The following is a 21788-nucleotide window of genomic DNA, read 5'->3' as shown; positions in this document are numbered from 1 at the left end:
GTGTTTTTTATTTTATCTTGTAAAATTTTAAAATTTATAGGAAAATATAAAATAAAAAATCAAATAAGTATATTCCAATCTTTAAGCTTGAAAAGAAGCATAAAAAACAATTATAATATATATAATTAATAGGAGGGTGTAAATGATAATAATAGCAGACTTTGGAGGACAGTACAATCAACTAATCGCAAGAAGAGTAAGAGACATGAACGTGTACTGCGAAGTAGTTCCATATACAAAAGCACTTGAAAAAGCGAAAGAATTAAAACCAGAAGGAATAATATTTACCGGCGGACCAAACTCAGTATACCTAGAAAACGCACCGAAAATAGAAAAAGAAATATATGAACTAGGAATCCCAGTACTAGGACTATGCTACGGAATGCAAATAATGGCGCAGACATTGGGCGGAAAAGTAGTAAAGGGAAAAGAAAAAGAATTTGGAAAGACAGAAACCAAGGTAGATAATTCTTCAAAACTATTTAAAGACCTAGAGGAAGACCAAATAACATGGATGAGCCATATTGACCAAGTAGTAGAACTACCAGATGGATTTGAAAAAATAGCAGGAACAAAGAACACCAAAATAGCAGCCATGGCAAATGTAGAAAGAAAACTCTACGGAATGCAATACCATCCAGAAGTAAATCACACAGAGCATGGACTCAAGATGCTAGAAAACTTTTTATTTAACATCTGCGAAGCAAAACCAAACTGGACCATGAAGAACTACGCAGAAAAACAACTAAAAGAAATAAAAGAAAAAGTCGGCGACAAAAAAGTACTTTTAGCACTATCCGGAGGAGTAGACTCATCAGTAGTAGCAGCACTCCTTTCAAAAGCAGTAGGCGAACAACTAACCTGTATCTTCGTAGACCACGGACTAATGAGAAAGAACGAAGGAGACGAAGTAGAAGCAGCATTCAAAGATAGCGGCATGCACTTCATAAGAGTAGACGCAGAAAAGAGATTCTTAGAAAGACTAAAAGGCGTAGTAGATCCAGAAGAAAAGAGAAAAGCAATCGGCGAAGAATTCATAAGAGTATTCGAAGAAGAAGGCAAGAAGATCGGATCAGTAGACTTCTTAGCACAAGGAACCATCTACCCAGACATCATCGAATCAGGAATAGGGGACGCAGCAGTAATAAAAAGTCACCACAACGTCGGCGGACTACCAGACTTTGTAGATTTCAAAGAAATAATAGAACCACTACGCATGTTATTTAAAGACGAAGTAAGAAGACTAGGAAGAGAATTAGACCTACCAGAATACTTAGTAAATAGACAACCATTCCCAGGACCAGGACTAGGAATAAGAGTAATAGGAGAAGTAACCAAAGAAAAATTAGACATTCTAAGAGACGCAGACTATATCTTTAGAGAAGAAATAGGAAAAGCAAAATTAGAAAACCATCCAAACCAATACTTCGCAGTCCTAACCAACAATAGATCCGTAGGAGTAATGGGCGACTTCAGAACCTACGACTACACATTGGCACTAAGAGCAGTAAATACCACCGACTTCATGACAGCAGACTGGGCACGCATCCCATACGAAGTACTAGATAAAATCTCAGTGAGAATAGTAAACGAAGTAGAACATATAAATAGAATAGTCTACGATATCACAAGTAAACCACCAGCAACCATTGAATGGGAGTAAAACTCCCCTGTGTGGGAGTTTTACCCGAAAAATAGCGCAGAGCGCGAAGAGCAGTGAAACTGCGATTTTCGGTAATCGCAAAATTTTCTAAAATGGCTTAATTACAAGCTATATAGAGAATGAAAAATGGCTACTGGTACTCAAATGGTACTGGAAGCTAAAAAGAATAAACTAAATAATAGTTCCAAGTGGTTTACATTTGGACAAAAAAATAAGACCGTAGTTTAAAACTGCGGTCTTTTTGTATACATATACTTATTTTAAAAATCTTGATTTTTTGGGATAAGATAGCTTCCAATCTTCAAATTCTTCGTCTGTTATTTCATCGTTGTAATGCTTTTTTCTCATCTCATTCCATTCTATAAGAAAATTATTGAAGTCAACATCATTTGATAAAAGTCCAGTAATTTCTCCATCATCTGCCAACGGTCTAAACTTCATGTCTTTTTCATAATCAAAAATTATATGCATTATTTCAAAAATAGAATTAGGTTCATGATCATTATGGCTATTTTATATATTTGAATTATTACAAGAGACTTTATTACATATTTTTGCAAAAGTGAAAATTTTTATGATACAATAATTACATTTATAGAAGATGTTTTTTTAAATGTTGGCTATTAAAATTTTATTAGGAGAGGGGATTATGAGATATAAAACAGCAGAAAAATATATTGATAGAATAATTTTATTTTTATTATTTTTTATACCGTTATATGGTTTTGCAATTCTGAATAGTTCCCAATACACTGGTTGGGACGTTGGAACAACGATGAATACATTTTCAAAAATTACCAACAAGATTTTTATATGGTTACTGGCAATCTTTACTCTGCTATCTTTATTAAACTTGTTCTTTATTTTGAAACGCGTATTAAATGGAACCATTACGTGTAAGTATTTTTTAATAAAAATATACCCGTTTACTATAATATTTTTTTTTAAATAGTTTTAGATTTAGTAACCTAATTACTTTTATAAAAAATATTGTTTTTTGAGATTTTTTGAATAATGAAAAGCAGAAATTCAAATGAGAATATTTGGCATAGTTTTATTTTTATTATTGGCTAGATGTATTTGTGCATTTATATAGAATAGCTATAAATAATTATTTTTTTCTGGTACTGGGGCTGGGACGGGACTAAAAATTTGAAAACGTCCTATAATTAGTAAGATTTATTGGTACTATAAAAAATAGAACCTAGTATTTTGAATGGTTTGGGATATATTGTACGTTTGGAAAAGAAGAATGGGATTAGGGAATGACATTCTGTAAATCATAATTTTACTTACCATTGTAATTGTATGAGTTGTCAATTATGCTATCATGATTCTGTTATATAATAAATATTGGCTAATTTTGAAACTGAAGAATAATATTGTAAGTAAAGTATAAGGTAGAGTTGAATAATATCTGTTCTATATTATTTATTATGGCTGTGCCCTGAGGAGATTTTTATGGAAAGAGGTTATGAAGAGATTTTAAATGTGTTGGATGAAAAAAGGTTAAAGTCTAATATTCATTTTGCATCTTTATATGTTTTGTACTATGAGTACTTGAAAGATTCATTAATAGATTTGCCAAAATCTTTTTTTTGCAATCATACAGAATTTAAAGATGGGAATATTATCGTTCATGAGTCAGAAGAGTATAAAGAAAATGTCAGAAAACTTGATGATCATATAGAGAATGCATCTTTTAAGTGGTTTATTACGGTTGGCGCTGTTTCATATGAAAATTATTTATCTTTTAATAAATTAAGAAAATTTAGAAATAAGATTGTTCATGAACTGATGTTATGCTTGAGTGAAGGCTTTAGTGATGATGAGGTAAAATATCTAGTAGAAGTAATTGAAATTTATAGAAAAATTGAAAATTGGTGGATAAATGAAGTGGAAATCCCTACAAGTGGAGATATCCATGGTCCATATGATTCAGAGAATGTTATAAGTGGTCAAGGTTTAAAATTAGAAATAATACGAGATATTTTAATAAATGATGGAAAGGATAGCGAAGCTCTTTTATTAGAGTTTCTAAAACAATATTAATGAAAGATTGATTGATAGACTAGTTCAAAACATATCAGCTGAATTTCAAGTCGAGATAGTGTTCATATATGGTATTTTTTTTAAAAATTTGGTTTTGTGATTAATATTGAGAAACATAGAATCTTGAGTTTATATCATTTCATAGACTGATTTATAATCCTAAGTATAAATAGATTTGTTTTTACTAAAAGTAAGAAATATTAATAAAAATGATTGGAAAGGCTTATTAAATCTGGACAACAAGATGTATGTCAGATATTAATTATGTGTATTTTTTTAAGTAAGATAAAAAAATCACAAAAAATGTTTAAATATATATATATATATTTATTTATTTATTTATTTATCGTTGTTATAAATCTTATACCTGTAAGAAGTTTTTAAAATATGATATAATATATTCAAATGAACTGCCGATTTTTAAAATGACAAGGGAGAGAAATTTATGCAAAACTTTGGGAAAATTATTTTTAAAATAGACCAGGTTTTAGAAGAAAAAAATATAAGCAAAAACAAATTGGAAAAAGAAGCAAATCTTCAAAGGACACAACTTAATTCTTATTGTAATAATAAAGTTAAAAGAATTGACTTAGAAACTATAGCAAAGATTTGTTATGTTCTTGAGTGTAAAGTTGAAGATATAGTAGAGTATTGTAGGTGATTAACAATGTATAAATCAATAGATCTATTTGCTGGAATAGGTGGAATTAGGCTTGGTTTTGATCAAGCATTTGGTAATGATATAGAAACAGTTTTTGTATCTGAATGGGATAAGAAAGCTCAAGAAACATATATAGCTAATTTTGGAGAAAAACCTAAAATTTTTGGGGATATAACACAAATCGATGAAATTGATATACCTATCCATGATATTTTATTAGCTGGATTTCCTTGCCAAGCATTTTCGTTAGCTGGTCAAAAAAAAGGTTTTGAAGATACAAGAGGTACTTTATTTTTCGATGTAGCAAGAATAGTGGAGTTTCATAAACCTAAAGTTGTTTTTTGTGAAAATGTAAAAAACCTGGTAAATCATGACAGAGGTAAAACATTTAAAATTATTAAAAAAACATTAAATGATTTGGGTTATAGAGTTTTTTACAAAGTTATCAATAGTAAAGATTTTGGAGTTCCACAAAATAGAGAAAGAATATATATAGTTGCATTTAGAGAAGATATATCCCCAAATAAATTTATATTTCCAGAAAAAACTGACGATACTAAAGTTATAGCTGATATTATGGAAGAAAAAGAGACTTCTCCTAAATATTATTTGTCTGATGTTTATCTTGAATCTTTAAGGAAACATAAGCAAAGACACAAAGCAAAGGGAAATGGTTTTGGATTTGAAATAAGAGATGTAAATTCCATTGCTGGAGCTATAGTATGTGGCGGAATGGGAAGAGAAAGAAACTTAATAATAGACAAGAGATTAACTGATTTTAAACCTGTAACTCACATAAAAGGAAGAATAAATAGAGAATATATTAGGAAAATGACACCTAGAGAATGGGCACGACTACAAGGTTTCCCAGATGATTTTAAACTTGTTGTTGCTGATACTCATCTTTATAAACAATTTGGAAATTCAGTAACTGTTCCTGTAATAAAAGCAATTGCGAAAAATATTAAAAAGCAATTGGAAGGTGTTACAATTGAAGATATTTTTCAAGATAAAGAATATTATGAACAATTAGAGTTTGCATGGAGGTAGTGTTAATGCTTACAGGGAATAAAGGAGAATGGTCGGAAATATATGTTTTGTTAAGACTTTTGGCTGACGGAAAGATATATGCAGCCGACAGTGAATTGAATAAATTGGAGGATGTATATTTTCCTATTATTAGAATAATTAGAGAAGAAAACAAAGGTGAAATTAAAGAATATACCGCTGGAGAAATAATATCAATATATATTAACGGATCAAAAGTAAAAGAGTTGCCTTCAACAGAATTTGAAACAGAATCTGAATATCTATTGAACGAAATTAACAGTAAAGCTTCAAAAGGAGCATTTTCAGTAGAAAAAACGCAGAATTTTATGGATAAAATTTTGTGTTATAAGCTGTCGGCACCTGCGACGGACAAAAGTGATATCACAATTAAAATAATCGATATAAACACTGGATACAGCCCTACGGTAGGGTTTTCAATAAAATCAGAATTGGGTTCTTCCCCTACTCTGTTAAATGCAGGGAAAACCACAAACTTTATTTATAAAATCATCCACAGTTATCCCGACCTGGTTCGAGAAGCAAATGAAATATATATCGTATCGGCAGGTAAAAATCACACGGATGTCAGAGGGCGTATCAATAAAATAATTGACGAAAACGGACAATTGAAATATTGGAAAATGAATAATCAGACTTTTAGCGATAATTTAGTATTGATTGACAGCAATATGGACAGAATTATAGCCGAAACTCTTTTATACTTTTATAAAGACGGAATCAGCAATTGTGATGATATGGTTACAAAACTTGAACGTGAAAATCCTATGAACTACGGTAATGTAAATGCTTATAAGTATAAGTTCAAGAAATTCCTGACAGCTGTAGCATTGGGCATGAAGCCTGCTACAGTTTGGGACGGTTTAGATGAGGCTACAGGAGGATACATTGTAGTTACAAAGGAAGGCAATGTTCTTGCATATCATATATACAACAGAAATTACTTTGAAGAATACTTATTGAAGAACACAAAATATGAAACGGCATCCACTTCAAGGCATGGTTTTGGAGAAATATATAGTGAGAACGGGGAAGATTTTATTAACTTAAATTTGCAGGTGAGATTCAGATAATGAAGAAAAAGAAGCCCATGACCAGAAGTCAAAATATGGCAAGAGTGAAAAGTAAAAGTACAAAACCTGAAGTTTTCCTGAGAAAACTTCTGTGATATAAGGGGTTCAGATATAGATTAAACTATAAGGAGTTGCCTGGAAGTCCTGATTTATATATTCCTAAATACAAAGTTGCTATTTTTGTAAACGGTTGCTTTCGGCACATGCATGAAAATTGCAGGTATTCATCCATCCCTAAGAATAATCATGATTTTTTGAAAAAGAAATTGGAAGGGAATGTTGAAAGAGATAAGCAAAACTACAGCAAACTTGAAAGGATGTGCATTAAAGTAATTGTTGTTTGGGGTTGCGAAATTAAACAGATGATGAAAGATGAGGATTTTTTAGAAAAACACTTTTGTAATATCTTATATGCAATTACGAATTACATATAAAGAGGTAAATCATTATAAATTGATAATAAATGAGAGGATTATGCTGATATAAATTTCAAATTACTTTTGCGTTGTATGATTTTTATAAGGTATTCTTAAGCAACTAAGAATTTTAATTGATAGAAGAAATATAATACAATATTACTTAAATTGATTTATACATTGAATAAGAATATTTTTTAGTTACTATAATAAAGAATTGTTGCCAAATCTGAAAAAAGGAGGTATTCTAAGAATAGCGTGTGGTTAGAGTTTTTGCTTGTGTTTCGCAAGCGTTGATTTAAATGTGAGGTCTGTTTGTCTCGCTCGTCAATTCCTTTTTATTTATATATGATTTTTGTATGAATTTGACATAAAGAGTAACCACACGCTTTGTTATTGTTATGAATGATTATAAAATTGCACGAAAAGAATTAGCTAGATTGATAAGTGTTGATCTTAAAGAGATTACTTATGTGTTGTATAAAACAGGAATAGAAAATTCATATGTATCATTTGAGATTCCGAAGAAAAATGGGGAATCTAGAGTTATTGATACACCTAAAGATAAGCTAAAATGGATTCAAAGAAAATTAAGCGAAAAGTTGTATCAAATGCATAGTGACTATATGACTCAAAACGGAATAAAAACAAATGTATCTCATGGTTTTGAAAAGAATAAAAGTATAATAACAAATGCTTATAGGCATAAAAATAAAAAATATTTATTGAATGTAGATATTTCAGATTTCTTTTCGTCTTTTAATTTTGGAAGAGTGCAGGGTTATTTCTATAAAAGTCGAGAATTTATGTTTTCGAAAGAAATAGCTACAATAATTGCACAGTTAGTTTGCTATAAGGGAAAATTACCTCAAGGAGCACCAACTTCTCCTATAATTTCAAATTTGATTTTTAATATTGTGGATATCCAAATTTTAGCATTAGCAAAAGAATATAGATTGAATTATACAAGATATGCTGATGATATGAGTTTTTCTACTAATAACAAAGTGTTTGAAAAAGAATATCTTAATTTTATACAAGAGTTATCAGATCTTCTTGGAAAGAATGGGTTTGAAATAAATCAAAATAAAACTAGATTAGAATACTGTTCTTCAAAACAAGAAGTGACTGGATTAACTGTAAATAATAAAATAAATGCTAGTCAAAAATTTATAAAAAATACTAGAGCTATGGCTAATCAACTGTATAAAACGAATAGTTTTCTAATAGATGGAAAAGATGGAACCATAAATCAATTGGAAGGACGGTTCTCTTTTATAAATCAATTAGATTGGTTAAACAATAAATTAGAGTATCGAACAACAAAGAAAAAAACAAATAAGAAATTTATTTCAGGTTTGAATGCCAGAGAAAAGCAATATCAGTATTTTTTATTTTACAAGTATTTTTTTAGACCAAATAAACCAACTATAGTGACAGAAGGGAAAACAGATATTTTGCATATTAAGTCTGCGTTAATGAAGTATTGTGATAGATATCCAAATTTTATTACTAAGGTTGCAGATGGGGAATATGACTTCAAGGTATATTTTCTAAATAAAACAAAACGATTAAATTATTTTTTAGGTATTTCAGGTGATGGCGCTGATACCATGAAAAATATTTGGAACTTTTATAGTGGAAAAAATAATTATGAAAACATATATGAATATATGAAAAAGAAGAACCAAGCTGAGTCTTCAAATAAAGTTAATCCTGTGATTCTATTATTTGATAATGAACAAAAAAGTGATAGACCGCTAAAGAAATTTTTAACATATTCAGATGTTAAGATGGATGATGGACAAATTTTTAAACAATTAAAAGCCAACTTATTTTTGCAGACAATTCCACTTGCTAATGGTTTAGAGGAGTGTGAAATCGAAGATTTATATCAAAAAGAGGTTTTAAATGTAATTATTAATGGAAAAAAATTCTGTAGAAATGAAGAAGATGATTCTGAAAAATATTTTGGGAAACATATATTTTCAGTGTATATTATGGAACATTACAATGAAGTTGATTTTAGTAATTTTTTGCCAATCTTAGATTCAATAGATAGCTTAATATAAAATTTATTAAATGAAGTGTGATATATAGGGATAGTATAAAATTAATATCCGTGCTTGCAATATGCTTGCAAAAAATCAGATAAACAGAAATAAATTGGATAATAAGTCTAAATTTGATAATAAAAGCCCTGATTTTACGCCATTTATACAAAATGAAATCAATTGACATATCGAATGGGAGTAATCGCAAAATTTTTTAAAATGGCTTAATTACAAGCTATAAGGAGAATGAAAAATGGCTACTGGTACTCAAATCGTACTGAAAGTAAAAAAGAATAAACTGAATAATAGTTCCAAGTGGTTTACATGAGGAGAAAAAATAAGACCGTAGTTTCAAGCTGCGGTCTTTTTGCGCGTAGATATTGTACATGATTTAGCAAATAAATAATGCGACAATAAAATGTTTTATTGCTAACTTTTGGAGTCAGTTTCTAAAAGATTATAAGATGTCTAGAACTTTTTCTAGTATTAGGGTTATGGATGTGATTGATATAAAGCACACTCCTCCTAAGGCTAGTGGCTTAGCTCCTGATTTTAATAGTTTTACTATATCACTATTAAAACCAATAGCTGACATTGCCATTACAATAAAAAATTTGGATAATTCCTTAAAGGGTTTGAAAAATTCAATATTTACTCCTTTGGCTAGGGCTATGGTTGTAATCAAACTTGCAAGGATGAAGTAGATTATAAAGAATGGGAAAATTTGTATTATAGATATTTTTTTATTAGCTTCTTGCTCAGCGTTTCTCATCCTAATGAAGGCTAGTCCTAAGCATATTGGAATTATTGCTAGGGTTCTAGTCAATTTTACTGTTACAGCCTTGTCAAGTGTCTGGCTACCTAGATTAAATATTGTATCCCATGTTGATGCGCATGCTGTAACTGATGAGGTATCATTAACAGCAGATCCTGCAAATATACCAAAGGCATGACCATCGGTAGTAGAAAATCCAATCATACGACCTAGGCTTGGAAATAAAATAGCAGCTAAGATATTAAAAAAGAATATAACAGATATGGCTTGGGCTATTTCATCTTCATCTGCATCTATAACTGGAGCGGCAGCTGCAATTGCAGAGCCTCCACAAATTGATGATCCAACACCAACAAGTGTTGCAATATTTCCTTTTATGAGCCCAGTTCTGTAGGCTAGGTATGCGATTATAAGTGATGTTGATATGGTAGATATGATGATTGGAAGTGATTGTCTACCAGTTTTTAAAACAATTCCAAGATCAAGACCAAACCCAAGGAGGATTACAGCATATTGAAGGATTTTCTTTGATGTAAATCTCACACCACCCATATAAGGTTTTTTGTCTTTTATAATTTGACCTAGAATCATTCCAAATAGAATACCAAAGACTGCTGGGCCTACTAGTGGGATTTTTTTGCCGATTATCTGGGATATTATTGCAATTATAAGGCAGAGAATAATCCCTTTTATATTTTTTTCTATAGATTTTATCATATATTCTCCTTTCACTTTTTTATTATATAATAAATAAATATAATGTAAAATTATAATTATTTACTATATGATAAAAATTTATTATGATATATGTGGAGGATACTATGTTAGATTTTAGAATAGAAAGTTTTTTGGAAGTATGTAAATATATGAATTTTACAAGGGCTGCTGAAAGCCTTAATATAACACAGCCAGCCATATCTACTCATATTAAATATCTAGAAACCTATTACAATTGTAAACTTTTTTATAGAAGTAAGAGGAATTTGTGTCTAACAGATGAGGGCAAGATTCTAAAATCTGCTTTGCTTTCTATGTCAAATGATCAAGATAAGTTGAAGATGATATTAACTGAGAAAAAAGCTAAGAGTGAAAAAATTTCCTTGGGTTTTACTAGGTCGGTTGGAGAATATCTAATATTGGATAAGCTTATAGCCTTGATTAAAGAAAAACCTTCTTGTGATTTCCATATTTATTATGAAAATACGGATGAGATTTTAAGTGATATTGATAGTGGGAGGATAGACTTTGCCATTATAGAGGGATTTATAAAATCTAGTGATTATTTCATAAAAAAATACAAAAGCGATAGGATTGTTTGCATCAGCCACAAGGACCACAAGTTTAAAAAACAAGTAAAAAAGCTAACAGACTTATTAGATGAAAGAATTATTATTAGAGAAGACGGATCTGGTACCTTAGCTATATTAAAAAATTTTCTAAGCATGGACAATATTGATACGAAAGATTTTGCAAATATCATAGAAATAAATAATATGCGTTCCATAGTAGAAATGCTCAGGTCAGATTGTGGCATAAGTTTTATTTTTGAATCTTGTGTAAAAAAAGAACTAGAAGAAGGTGTTCTCATGGTTGTGGACCTAGAAGATTTCAATCTAGTTCATGATTTATCCCTTGTTGCCAGAAAAAATTCAATATTTACTGATTTGTATTTACAAATAGCTGAAGCTTTTTATTAGAAAAAATTTCATAGTACTAGGTTAGGCTAAGATAGGTAAAGAAAAATATAGTTTTATTTTTTTATTAGAGGAGAATATATGTTAACGACTCATAGAAATGATTTTCACAATAAAAATATTTATATTGATTTTGAAAATGGAGACATAAGCCCGATGCTATCTTTTCGTGCAATTGCTGATAAATTCGGTGCACCTCTTCAGATTATGCTGGAGGACAAGGATGATTTAAAGAGGAATTTTATTTTGCAAAATGGTTTTAAGCTTGTGCGTACTTGTTATTCATGTGAATTTTATTCTTCAGATTTGAAAATTGTACCAAGTGATACGAAAATTATGACGACAGTTAAAAATCGTGAGTTTTCTTGGAATTATTATAATCATTACAAAAAAATGCATCAGGCGATTAATCCATTGACAGCGAGCTTTGAAGAATTTGTGGAAATTTTACCAAATGAAGTTTATTTTGTTGATGAGAAAAATTTTGCCTTTGTAGAGGATAATGAAATAGCTTATGTACTCTGTGAAGAGACTAGTGCAGGAGACGATTTTTTGCTTGCCCTTTGTCATGCTCTCTTCTGTAAATATGAGACGATTGTATTTGAGGCTGACGATGTAGATCCCATTGCAATGAGGCTCAAGAATAAATTTGTCAATGGATTTGTAGAAAAGACAGAGACTTGGATTTATAAATAAATTACGAGAAAAATAAATATTTAAACTATAGGATAGGCGACTTGCTTATCCTTTTTTGTTGAGCAGACTAATATTAAAAAACATAATTATGCTATAATAAAAATTAATAAAAACTTCAATTTATCAAATGAATAATTTACAGGAGGGAAGTTATTTGATAAAAATACTTGTACTTATAATGTTTCTAGTACCGACAATAATAAATTACAAGCACAAAAGAAAAAATATACTTGAAGTTAAGAAAAAATCTAAGGAAATGATAGGGGTTGTAGCGCTATTGATCGTTGGAAGCTACCTATGTTATAGATTCGATAACACCGTAATCGGATACTTAATAGCATTAATAGCGACGATGATGTTCTACACATCTGTATTTTTCCAAGGATTTACAGAAAAGGGAATCAACATATTTTTAGGCACAAGCCCAATATTAAAATTTGTTAAATTTGACGAAATAAATACAATTGATATGAAAGAAAATGATAAAGATGAATTAAAAGTTACGATTGAAGCATATGGGACCACATTTGTTCAAGTTTATAATAAAGAAACGGGAATGAATATGTTTAAGGATAATTAATAATGATTATCACGCTATCCGGATAGCATGAAAAAAATTGAAGTTATTCAAAGCATAAAGAAAAGAATTGGTGCTATCCGGATAGCATTAGAAAATATAAAACCAAAAGAGATCTAAATTAGTTCAAAGTGACTTAGCATAATTCATCCGACTTTCATACTCACGATGATAACTCTACCGACTATCATACATACGAGCATCCTTCCCCCTTGTCATACTTATGAGCATCCTTCCCCCTTGTCATACTTATGAGCATCCTTTCCTCTTGTCATACTGAGTAAGCGTTGCGAGTCGAAGTATCTCAACCAAAAAATAAAAACAGATGCTATCCGGATAGCATTTAAAAATTACATTGAATTTCATTTAAAACTTTTCAAAAATACATTAATTTTACAATAAAAAATTGTGATAAAATAACATTGATAACAGTTATTAATAGGAGAGCGAAATGTTAAAAAATTTTTTTAGAAAATAGTAAAAAAACCAAAAAATAATTTTGGCGGTCGATTTATGGTCAAAGGAATGAACATGGGTCACGAAAAATTGGCGAAATGGGGAAGATCATTCTTACAAATTAAACCCTCAGATGTAGTTTTAGATCTAGGATGCGGCGGTGGACGTAATGTTCAATATTTTTTAACGAAGGCTAAAAAAGTATATGGAATGGACTATTCTAAAACAAGTGTCGATATCGCAAGCTCAGTAAATAGCGAAGCTATAAGAGATGGCAGGTGTAAAATTATTGAAGCAGATGTGGCTAAGTTACCTTTTGAAGATGGATCCATAAATATAGTTACAGCCTTTGAAACCATTTATTTTTGGAAGAATATAGAAGTATCTTTTAGGGAAATTCATCGGGTTTTAGTTAAAGGTGGTCAGTTTTTAATATGCAATGAAGGAGCATATAGAGAACATAAAAATATAAAAAAATGGGCGGATATGCTAGATTTTGAAGTATATTCTCCTGAATATCTCACAGAAACATTGACTAAGATTGGTTTTAAATGCGAATATCAACTGAACGAGAAATATCATCTAGCATTTTTGGCTAGGAAATTATAAAAAACTCACGAAAACATCTGCAAAAGTAGGTGTTTTTCTTTTATAGGTATGGTCTCAGTAGAGTAGAGTGAAAATAAAATCAACTCGGGTATATACAAAATAATAAAAAAAACAGGAGCAACACATGGAAAACTTTAAAACAAAAGACTACAAAATATTTGAAATGTTTGACAAAGATTGGGGACTTGTCACAGCAGGAACGATGGAGCACCACAACAGCTGCACAATCAGTTGGGGAAGCCTTGGAAATATCTGGGGCGATGGAAATAAAAGTTTGCTAATCGTGACAGTTTACATCCATCCAGCGAGGTACACCAGCGAATTTTTAAATAATTCTGACACATTCACCGTAAGTTTTTATCCGAAAAATTATAAAAAAGCCTTGGGATACATGGGATCCCATTCAGGAAGGGAAGGCAACAAGGACGAAGCAGCAGGACTAACACCAATTCAAATGGGAGAGAGTGTAACATTTAAAGAAGCAAACTTAACATTTCTATGTAAAAAACTCTACCAACACCAATTTTCAAAAGAAAACCTCGCACCGAAAGTAAAAGAATACTACGCCTCAATGCCAAAAATCTATCCAGATTTCAAAGGAGGCTGGCAACCGCATATAGTGTTCGTAGGAGAAATAATAGACGTGGTGGATAAGAGATAAGAGAAAACATATAAGCACTTGACATTGTTAGGTGCTTTTTTGTTGCAAAAAACTTATTTAGATAAAAAAATATTTTCACATAATAGCATAAAACTAGATAAATAATTCTATAGTGTTATAATTATGATATAATAAAATTTTTAACTTTTTTTGAAATTATTTAATAAAGTGAGGTAAGATATGTCAAATTTAGAAAATCAGAACAATGAATCATTGCAAAGGGCAGAGTTACATAGAAAGATATGGGCGATTGCAGACAATGTAAGAGGAGCTGTCGATGGTTGGGATTTCAAACAGTACATACTCGGAATTTTATTCTATAGATTTATTTCCGAAAATATAACAGAATTTTTCAACAGTGCAGAGCATGAAGCAGGAGATCTAGACTTTGATTATGCAGATCTCTCAGACGAAGAAGCAGAGAGAGATTTCAGACCAGGAACAGTAGAAGACAAGGGATTTTTTATCTTACCAAGTGAGCTTTTTGTAAATGTTTGTAAAGGTGCAAGAACCAACGAAAATCTAAACACAGATCTTGCAAATATATTCAAAGCCATAGAAGGAAGTGCAGTGGGATATCCATCAGAAGACGACATAAAAGGACTGTTTGAAGATGTGGATACCAAGAGCAACAGACTCGGAGGAAATGTTCCTGAAAAAAATAAAAGACTGGCAGATATTTTAACAGGAATAGCAGAGATAAACTTCGGAGAATTTCAAAAGAATGACATAGATGCATTCGGCGACGCATACGAATATTTAATCTCAAACTACGCAAGCAACGCAGGCAAGTCCGGAGGAGAATTCTTCACGCCACAGACAGTTTCAAAACTGTTGGCAAGGATTGTAATGGACGGCAAAACCAGTATTAACAAGGTATACGACCCTACATGCGGGAGCGGGTCATTGCTTTTACAGATGAAAAAACAATTCGAAGAGCATATCATAGACGAAGGATTTTTCGGTCAAGAAATAAATATGACCAATTTCAACCTAGCTCGTATGAACATGTTCCTTCACAACGTAAACTACAACAACTTCTCCATAAAGAGAGGGGATACATTACTTCAACCGCAACATAAGGATGAAAAACCGTTCGATGCAATAGTTTCCAACCCACCATACTCAATAAAATGGATAGGAGATGCAGATCCAACTCTAATTACAGATGAGAGATTTGCACCAGCAGGTAGATTGGCACCGAAATCATATGCGGACTACGCATTTATACTACATTCACTGGCGTATCTATCTAGCAAGGGAAGAGCAGCAATCGTATGTTTTCCGGGAATATTTTATAGAAAAGGCGCAGAAAAAAACATTAGACAGTACCTCGTAGACAACAACTTCATCGACTGCGTAATACAATTACCGGAAAATTTATTCTTTGGAACATCTATAGCCACATGCATACTTGTCATGGCTAAGAATAAAACAGAAAATAAAATACTATTTATAGACGCAAGCAAGGAATTTAAAAAAGAAACCAACAACAATATCTTGGAACAGAAAAATATCGATACAATAGTAGAAGAATTTAGAAATAGAGAAGAGAAAGAATATTTTTCAAGATATGTGCCGGTAGAAGAAATAGTAGAAAATGATTACAACCTATCAGTGTCAACCTATGTAGAAAAAGAGGACACCAGAGAAAAGATAGACATAGTAGTCTTAAATAGAGAAATCGAAGAGACGGTAAAGAAGATAGACGAACTAAGAGCTTCTATAAATGAAATAGTAAAGGAGCTTGAAGATGAGTAAGATAGATGAACTATTAAAAGGTGAAAAGGTAGAGTGGAAGAGACTTGGGGATGTTTCAGAAATAGGAACTGGTAAATCTAATACTAATGAACAAGATGAGAGTGGCGAATATCCTTTTTATGTTAGATCTAAAGATATAAAAAAAATTAAAACCTATGAATTTGACGAAACTGCAATTATTATACCGGGTGAAGGAGGCATAGGAGAGGTATTTCATTATGTTATAGGAAAATATGCGTTGCATCAAAGAGCTTATAGAATTCATATAACTGATCAAAAAATAAATACTAGATTCGTTTATCATTATATGAAACAAAATTTCAAAAAATACATTACTAAGTTTGCTGTTTCTGCAACTGTAAAATCTATCAGAAAACCTATGATTGAAAATTTTGAAATACCAATTCCACCAATAGAAACTCAAGAAAAAATTGTAAAAACACTTGATAAATTTACAAAATGTGTAACTGAGTTACAGGTTGAGTTACAGGCTGAGTTACAAGCTCGAGTTAAACAGTATGAGTATTATAGAGACGAACTTTTAAGCGAAGATTATCTTACTAGATTTACAAAGGATTTTTATAAAAATGATATATTTAGAAAATTACATTATTTTAAACTACAAGATTTAGTAAATATAATAGTTGGATCTGATGTACCGAAAAATAACTATTCAAAAGTTAAAAATGAAAAATATAAAATTCCAATATATAGCAATGGCACTGATGAAAATTCATTATATGGATATACAGATACAGCAAAAGTTTTTGAAGATAGTGTTACAATATCTGCAAGAGGAACGATTGGTTATGTGAGTTTAAGAAACGAACCTTATTATCCAATAGTTAGATTGCTTTGCTTAATTCCTAAAAATGAGGAATTAAATGTTAAGTTTTTGTACTATTTTTTACAACAATACAAATTTAACTATGTCAATACTGGTATTCCATCACTAACTAGTGATATGGTTAAAAATATAAAATTCCCATTACCGAATATATTGATACAAAACATAATTGTAGAAATCCTAGATAAATTTCAATTTTTAGTTTCTGAAACTAAAGGTTTGTTGCCACAAGAAATAGAACAGAGACAGAAACAATATGAATTTTACAGAGAAAAACTCTTGACATTTGATGAAAATATGATACAAGTCAAGTCAAGTCAAGTATTAATAGCTAGTAGCTACTTTACCGTGATAAAAGAAGCTTGCGATATTGTAGGAACGAATTTAGATAAAGTCAATTTAAAAAAGCTTAAGGATGTTACAAATATTATTTTAGGAGGCACACCAACTAAAAGAAAAAAAGAATATTGGGAAAATGGTAATATACCATGGATGAGTAGTGGAGAAGTAAATAAAAAAACTATTTATAATACAAATGAATTCATAACGAAAAAAGGTTATGATAATTCAAGTGCAACTATGGTTCCATCAAATTCTACAGTGATAGCTTTAGCAGGACAAGGTAAAACTAGAGGTCTGGTTGCAAGGGTAAAAATAAATCTTTGCACAAATCAATCATTAGCAACTTTAGTTCCTAAAGAAAAAATAATTAATGATTATTTATATTATTACTTAGAGGGACAATATATTAAATTAAGAGAATCATCTTCAGGAGATGGAAGTAGGGGCGGGCTCAATAAAGATATTTTGCAAAATTATCCTATTTTAGTCCCACCACTTTATGTTCAAGAGTATGTGGTTTCTATTCTTGATAAGTTCGATAGTTTAATAAACGATATTAACGAAGGATTACCTAAAGAAATTGAGCTAAGACAGAAACAATATGAGTACTACAGAGAGAAACTTTTAGATTTTCCTAGATAGAAAGGAGTTATTATGTCCGATATAATTGTAAATTATAATACATCTACTATTGCAGAGATGCCTAACGGGATTATCCTTGCTAATTATAAAAAAGATTTGGATGTTAGGGATCCTGGATACCAGAGTGAAGCGGATCTCGAAAGGAAACTTATTGAAAATTTAGTTTCCCAAGGCTACGAGCATGTGAAGTTTAAATCCAAAGAGGAAATGTATAGAAATGTAAAGGCTCAGATTGAAAGATTAAATGGCGTTACTTTTTCTGATTCTGAATGGAATAGATTTTTAACTGAATACTTGGATGCTCCTAACGATGGAATGATCGAAAAAACTAGAAAGATTCAAGAAAACTACATCTACGATTTCACTTTTGACGATGGAACTCTTAAAAATATAAAGATCATTGATAAGAAAAACATATTTAACAATTATCTTCAAGTTCTAAACCAATTTGCACAAAAGGGAACTCATAGCAATCGCTATGATGTAACTATTCTTGTAAATGGTCTTCCTCTTGTGCATATTGAGCTTAAAAGAAGAGGAGTGAGTTTGTATGATGCTTTTTATCAAATTCACAAATACAGCAAAGAAAGTTTTAACAGTGACAAATCTTTATACAAGTTTGTACAGATTTTTGTAATTTCAAATGGAACTTATACAAAATACTTTGCAAACACTACTGCAAAGAATAAAGATAATTATGAATTTACTTGTGATTGGGCGGATGCAAAGAATAAAGTCATCTGCGATTTAGAAGATTTCACGAAAACATTTTTTGAAAAGCGAGTTCTTTTAGAGGTGCTTACTAAGTACTGTGTCTTTGATGTTAGCGATACTCTTCTCATCATGAGACCTTATCAAATCGCTGCAACTGAAAGAATCTTATGGAAGATAAAATCTAGTTATGAAGCAAAGAAGTTCGGCAGAGCAGAGGCTGGTGGATTTATTTGGCACACCACTGGTTCTGGCAAGACTCTAACTTCTTTTAAGGCTGCTAGGCTTGCTACTGATTTAGATTTTATAGATAAGGTATTCTTCGTAGTTGATAGAAAAGATTTGGACTACCAAACTATGAAAGAATATCAGAGATTTCAACCGGACAGTGTAAATGGAAGCAAGGATACCAAGGAGCTTAAACGCTCTATCGAAAAATCGGACAATAGAATAGTTGTGACAACTATTCAAAAGCTAAATGAATTTGTAAAGAAGTATCCGAGTCATGAAATCTATAACAAGCAATGTGTGCTTATTTATGATGAGTGTCACCGTTCACAATTTGGAGATGCTCAGAAAAATATAAGGAAATCTTTTAAAAAATACTACCAATTTGGTTTTACTGGCACTCCTATATTTGCGGAAAATTCTCTAAATGGAGAGACTACTGCTGGTATATTTGGAGCTCAGCTCCATTCTTATGTAATCACAGATGCGATTAGAGACGGCAAGGTTTTGAAATTCAAGGTTGATTACAACAATATCACTCCGAAATTCAAATCTGCTGAGATGGAAGAGGATGAGCGTGAGCTAAAGAAGATTGAAAATAAGATGCTCCTACATCCAGAGAGAATCGCAGAGATTACCAAGTATATTTTAAGAGTATTTGACACGAAGACTCACAGAAATGAATATTACGATTTAAAACATAGAAGAATAAATGGTTTTAATGCCATGTTTGCTGTACAGAGTATAGATGCTGCGAAACTATACTACGAAGAGTTTGCAAGACAACAAGCATCTCTTCCAGAAGAGAAGAGATTAAAGGTTGGGACGATTTTTAGTTTTGCTCCTAATGAAGAACAATCTGCTATTGGAGAAATAACAGAGGAAAATTTCGATCCCTCTGCAATGGAACTTACTGGCAAAGAATTTTTGGACAAGGTTATAGAAGATTACAACGGATATTTTAAAACCAATTTTTCTACAGAAGGAAGTGACTTCCAAAACTATTACAAGGATCTTTCTTTAAAAGTTAAGAACAAGGAAATAGATTTAGTAATCGTAGTGGGGATGTTTTTAACCGGATTTGATGCGCCAACTTTAAATACTTTGTTTGTAGATAAAAACCTTAGATATCATGGTCTTATCCAAGCTTTTTCGAGAACAAATAGAATTTTAAACAAGGTTAAGTCCTTTGGAAACATAGTTTGTTTTAGAGATTTGGAAAAGGCGACGCAGGATGCTATTAAAACTTTCGGCGATGAAAATAGTGTGAATATCATCTTGGAAAAGAGCTATGATGATTATATGCATGGATTCACCGATGAAGAAACCGGCAAAATCACCAAAGGTTATTTAGATATTTGCGAAGAAATCGTAGCGAAATTCCCTGATCCTACAGAAATAGTCCTAGATGCTGACAAAAAAGAATTTGCACAGCTATTTGGCGAACTTTTAAAAGCAGAAAATATTTTAAAGAACTTCGATGAGTTCGAAAACTTTGACAATATAATTTCCGATAGACTTATGCAAGATATGAGAAGTGTCTATGTGGATATAAGAGAAAATTCTTTGAGGAAATCAAGATCGACAGAAGGTGAAACTGGAATAGATTTCTCAGATGTGGAATTCCAAATTGATCTTCTAAAGACTGACGAAATAAATTTGGACTATATCTTAGCGCTAATTCTTGAAAAATCTAAAGAAAATAACGATATAGAAAGTCTAAAGGCAGAGGTAAGAAGAGTTATAAGATCCAGTCTTGGCACGAGAGCAAAAGAAGGACTGGTTATGGATTTTATAAATCATACGAGACTATCTGAACTTAAAAATACAGATGATATTTTGGAATCTTTCTACGCATTTGCAAGGAAAGAAAAAGAAAAAAACATCGAAAGAATTGTAGAAGAAGAAAAGTTGAAGGATGGATCTAACCGCTTCATTGAAAAAGCTATAAGCAGAGGTTACGTTGAGTCTGCAGGAGATGAACTCGACGGACTAATCCCACCGACTTCCCGTAGGCAAGGAGCTAGAGAAAAGAAGAAAGAATCTGTACTGGATAAAATCAGAAAAATTGTGGAAGTATTTGTAGGAATTTAAAAGATTTTTAATTACGAGAGTTAAAATGAGTTTTGAAATAAAAATAAAAGGAATTGATGTAAAATTAAATATCAGAAACTATAAGCTAGGTAATCGCGATGATTTTAGTGATTGGTGCAGGTGTGATTTTTCTTTAACTTCTAGAGATTGGCTAAATTATTATGTTGAAGATGATGAACTTCTACTTTCTAGTGAGGTTGATGAGCTTGAAAAGAATCTAACTCTTCTTCTTCTTGAAAATAAATTTTCAGATATTTTTGAGATGCTTTGCATTGAGCCGGATTTTTGTTTTATTTTGCATCCTCAAAAAGATTTGCGTGAAGACCCGAAGTATACCTATGTTGCTCCTGGCTATGAAATAGAGGATATCTATCTAGAGTGGAGAATATACTTTTGGCATGACGGGCTTACGGATAATTTTATAAATTTGAGATTTAATAGAGACGAGATTATAAAGTTTCGAGATTATTTAAGTGATGTTAGAAATTCATAATTTTAATTATAATAACGCTTACTTTGTGTAGGCGTTATTTTTTGTGGGTGAGAGTAGGTTTTTGGATTTCATTTGTAAAGGTTAGGCCCTCGGAGGTTATACCCGTTCGACTACAGAGCCTTTCGGCTCTTTCGATCAGGGTGACCGCATTTGGGAGGACTATTGTAATATTTTTTTTGGTAAAGATGGGTTAAATATAGGTCAGATCCTTCGAC

General features: G+C 31.2%; 16 protein-coding genes and 2 pseudogenes. 16 read left to right on the top strand and 2 right to left on the bottom strand.

Going from position 1 to position 21788, the window contains the following annotated elements; all coding sequences use genetic code 11:
* The first annotated feature begins 142 nt into the window (after nucleotides 1-142).
* Nucleotides 143-1663 (top strand): glutamine-hydrolyzing GMP synthase, encoded by a 1521-nt coding sequence (gene guaA, locus HMPREF1252_RS01250; RefSeq protein WP_023058952.1) that lies wholly within the window; start codon nucleotides 143-145, stop codon nucleotides 1661-1663.
* 255 nt (nucleotides 1664-1918) lie between these two features.
* Here guaA and HMPREF1252_RS01245 read toward each other — a convergent pair whose 3' ends face one another.
* Complete coding sequence (locus tag HMPREF1252_RS01245; protein ID WP_238318178.1) at nucleotides 1919-2104, bottom strand: hypothetical protein; 186 nt, start codon at nucleotides 2102-2104, stop codon at nucleotides 1919-1921.
* A 1020-nt stretch (nucleotides 2105-3124) separates the two neighbouring features.
* Between HMPREF1252_RS01245 and HMPREF1252_RS01235 the strand changes: the two genes are divergently transcribed.
* The 6 genes and pseudogenes from HMPREF1252_RS01235 (at nucleotide 3125) to HMPREF1252_RS01210 (ending at nucleotide 9005) form a co-directional block, all read left to right on the top strand.
* Nucleotides 3125-3715 carry a hypothetical protein gene (locus HMPREF1252_RS01235; RefSeq protein WP_023058974.1) on the top strand — a complete coding sequence of 197 codons (591 nt, stop codon included), beginning with the start codon at nucleotides 3125-3127 and terminating at the stop codon, nucleotides 3713-3715.
* A gap of 445 nt (nucleotides 3716-4160) precedes the next feature.
* Nucleotides 4161-4376, top strand: a complete 216-nt coding sequence (locus HMPREF1252_RS01230; RefSeq protein WP_023059044.1) for a helix-turn-helix transcriptional regulator — start codon at nucleotides 4161-4163, stop codon at nucleotides 4374-4376.
* Nucleotides 4377-4382: 6 nt separating this feature from the next.
* A complete protein-coding gene (locus HMPREF1252_RS01225; protein WP_023059084.1) occupies nucleotides 4383-5426 on the top strand; it encodes a DNA cytosine methyltransferase in 1044 nt (347 codons plus the stop codon).
* 5 nt (nucleotides 5427-5431) lie between these two features.
* Complete coding sequence (locus HMPREF1252_RS01220) at nucleotides 5432-6517, top strand: HpaII family restriction endonuclease (protein WP_023059035.1); 1086 nt, start codon at nucleotides 5432-5434, stop codon at nucleotides 6515-6517.
* Nucleotides 6517-6951 (top strand): annotated as a pseudogene (locus HMPREF1252_RS01215) (very short patch repair endonuclease). The gene HMPREF1252_RS01220 and the pseudogene HMPREF1252_RS01215 overlap by 1 nt, the downstream one beginning before the upstream one ends.
* A 383-nt stretch (nucleotides 6952-7334) precedes the next feature.
* Nucleotides 7335-9005, top strand: coding sequence for a retron Ec67 family RNA-directed DNA polymerase/endonuclease (locus HMPREF1252_RS01210; RefSeq protein WP_023059043.1), 1671 nt, complete (start codon nucleotides 7335-7337; stop codon nucleotides 9003-9005).
* A 439-nt stretch (nucleotides 9006-9444) separates the two neighbouring features.
* Here the strand turns inward: HMPREF1252_RS01210 and HMPREF1252_RS01205 are convergent, their stop codons facing one another.
* Nucleotides 9445-10479 carry a YeiH family protein gene (locus HMPREF1252_RS01205; RefSeq protein ID WP_023058994.1) on the bottom strand — a complete coding sequence of 345 codons (1035 nt, stop codon included), beginning with the start codon at nucleotides 10477-10479 and terminating at the stop codon, nucleotides 9445-9447.
* Nucleotides 10480-10583: 104 nt separating this feature from the next.
* Between HMPREF1252_RS01205 and HMPREF1252_RS01200 the strand changes: the two genes are divergently transcribed.
* From HMPREF1252_RS01200 to HMPREF1252_RS01160, 9 genes and pseudogenes are all read left to right on the top strand, one after another.
* Nucleotides 10584-11459: a LysR family transcriptional regulator gene (locus HMPREF1252_RS01200; protein ID WP_023059052.1), complete on the top strand. Its 876-nt coding sequence runs from the start codon at nucleotides 10584-10586 to the stop codon at nucleotides 11457-11459.
* A gap of 78 nt (nucleotides 11460-11537) precedes the next feature.
* On the top strand, nucleotides 11538-12152 hold the full coding sequence (locus HMPREF1252_RS09155; protein WP_023059018.1) for a hypothetical protein: 615 nt from the start codon (nucleotides 11538-11540) through the stop codon (nucleotides 12150-12152).
* 154 nt (nucleotides 12153-12306) lie between these two features.
* On the top strand, nucleotides 12307-12732 hold the full coding sequence (locus HMPREF1252_RS01190) for a hypothetical protein (protein ID WP_023059064.1): 426 nt from the start codon (nucleotides 12307-12309) through the stop codon (nucleotides 12730-12732).
* 448 nt (nucleotides 12733-13180) lie between these two features.
* Nucleotides 13181-13794 (top strand): annotated as a pseudogene (locus HMPREF1252_RS01185) (class I SAM-dependent methyltransferase).
* 124 nt (nucleotides 13795-13918) lie between these two features.
* Entirely contained in the window at nucleotides 13919-14455 is a 537-nt protein-coding gene (locus tag HMPREF1252_RS01180; protein WP_023059049.1) for a flavin reductase, read from the top strand.
* Nucleotides 14456-14635: 180 nt separating this feature from the next.
* Entirely contained in the window at nucleotides 14636-16216 is a 1581-nt protein-coding gene (locus tag HMPREF1252_RS01175) for a type I restriction-modification system subunit M (protein WP_023059107.1), read from the top strand.
* A complete protein-coding gene (locus HMPREF1252_RS09835) occupies nucleotides 16209-18047 on the top strand; it encodes a restriction endonuclease subunit S (RefSeq protein WP_023059060.1) in 1839 nt (612 codons plus the stop codon). The genes HMPREF1252_RS01175 and HMPREF1252_RS09835 overlap by 8 nt, the downstream gene beginning before the upstream one ends.
* A 12-nt stretch (nucleotides 18048-18059) precedes the next feature.
* The gene (locus HMPREF1252_RS01165) at nucleotides 18060-21080 is read left to right on the top strand and encodes a type I restriction endonuclease subunit R (protein ID WP_023058966.1); all 3021 of its coding nucleotides are present in this window, start codon (nucleotides 18060-18062) and stop codon (nucleotides 21078-21080) included.
* A 25-nt stretch (nucleotides 21081-21105) separates the two neighbouring features.
* Nucleotides 21106-21573, top strand: a complete 468-nt coding sequence (locus HMPREF1252_RS01160; protein WP_023059083.1) for a hypothetical protein — start codon at nucleotides 21106-21108, stop codon at nucleotides 21571-21573.
* Nucleotides 21574-21788 lie beyond the last annotated feature (215 nt).

It is taken from the genome of Peptoniphilus sp. BV3AC2, from assembly GCF_000478945.1.
Taxonomy (GTDB): Bacteria; Bacillota; Clostridia; order Tissierellales; family Peptoniphilaceae; genus Peptoniphilus_B; species Peptoniphilus_B duerdenii.
This window is presented reverse-complemented; position numbering and strand designations above follow the sequence as displayed.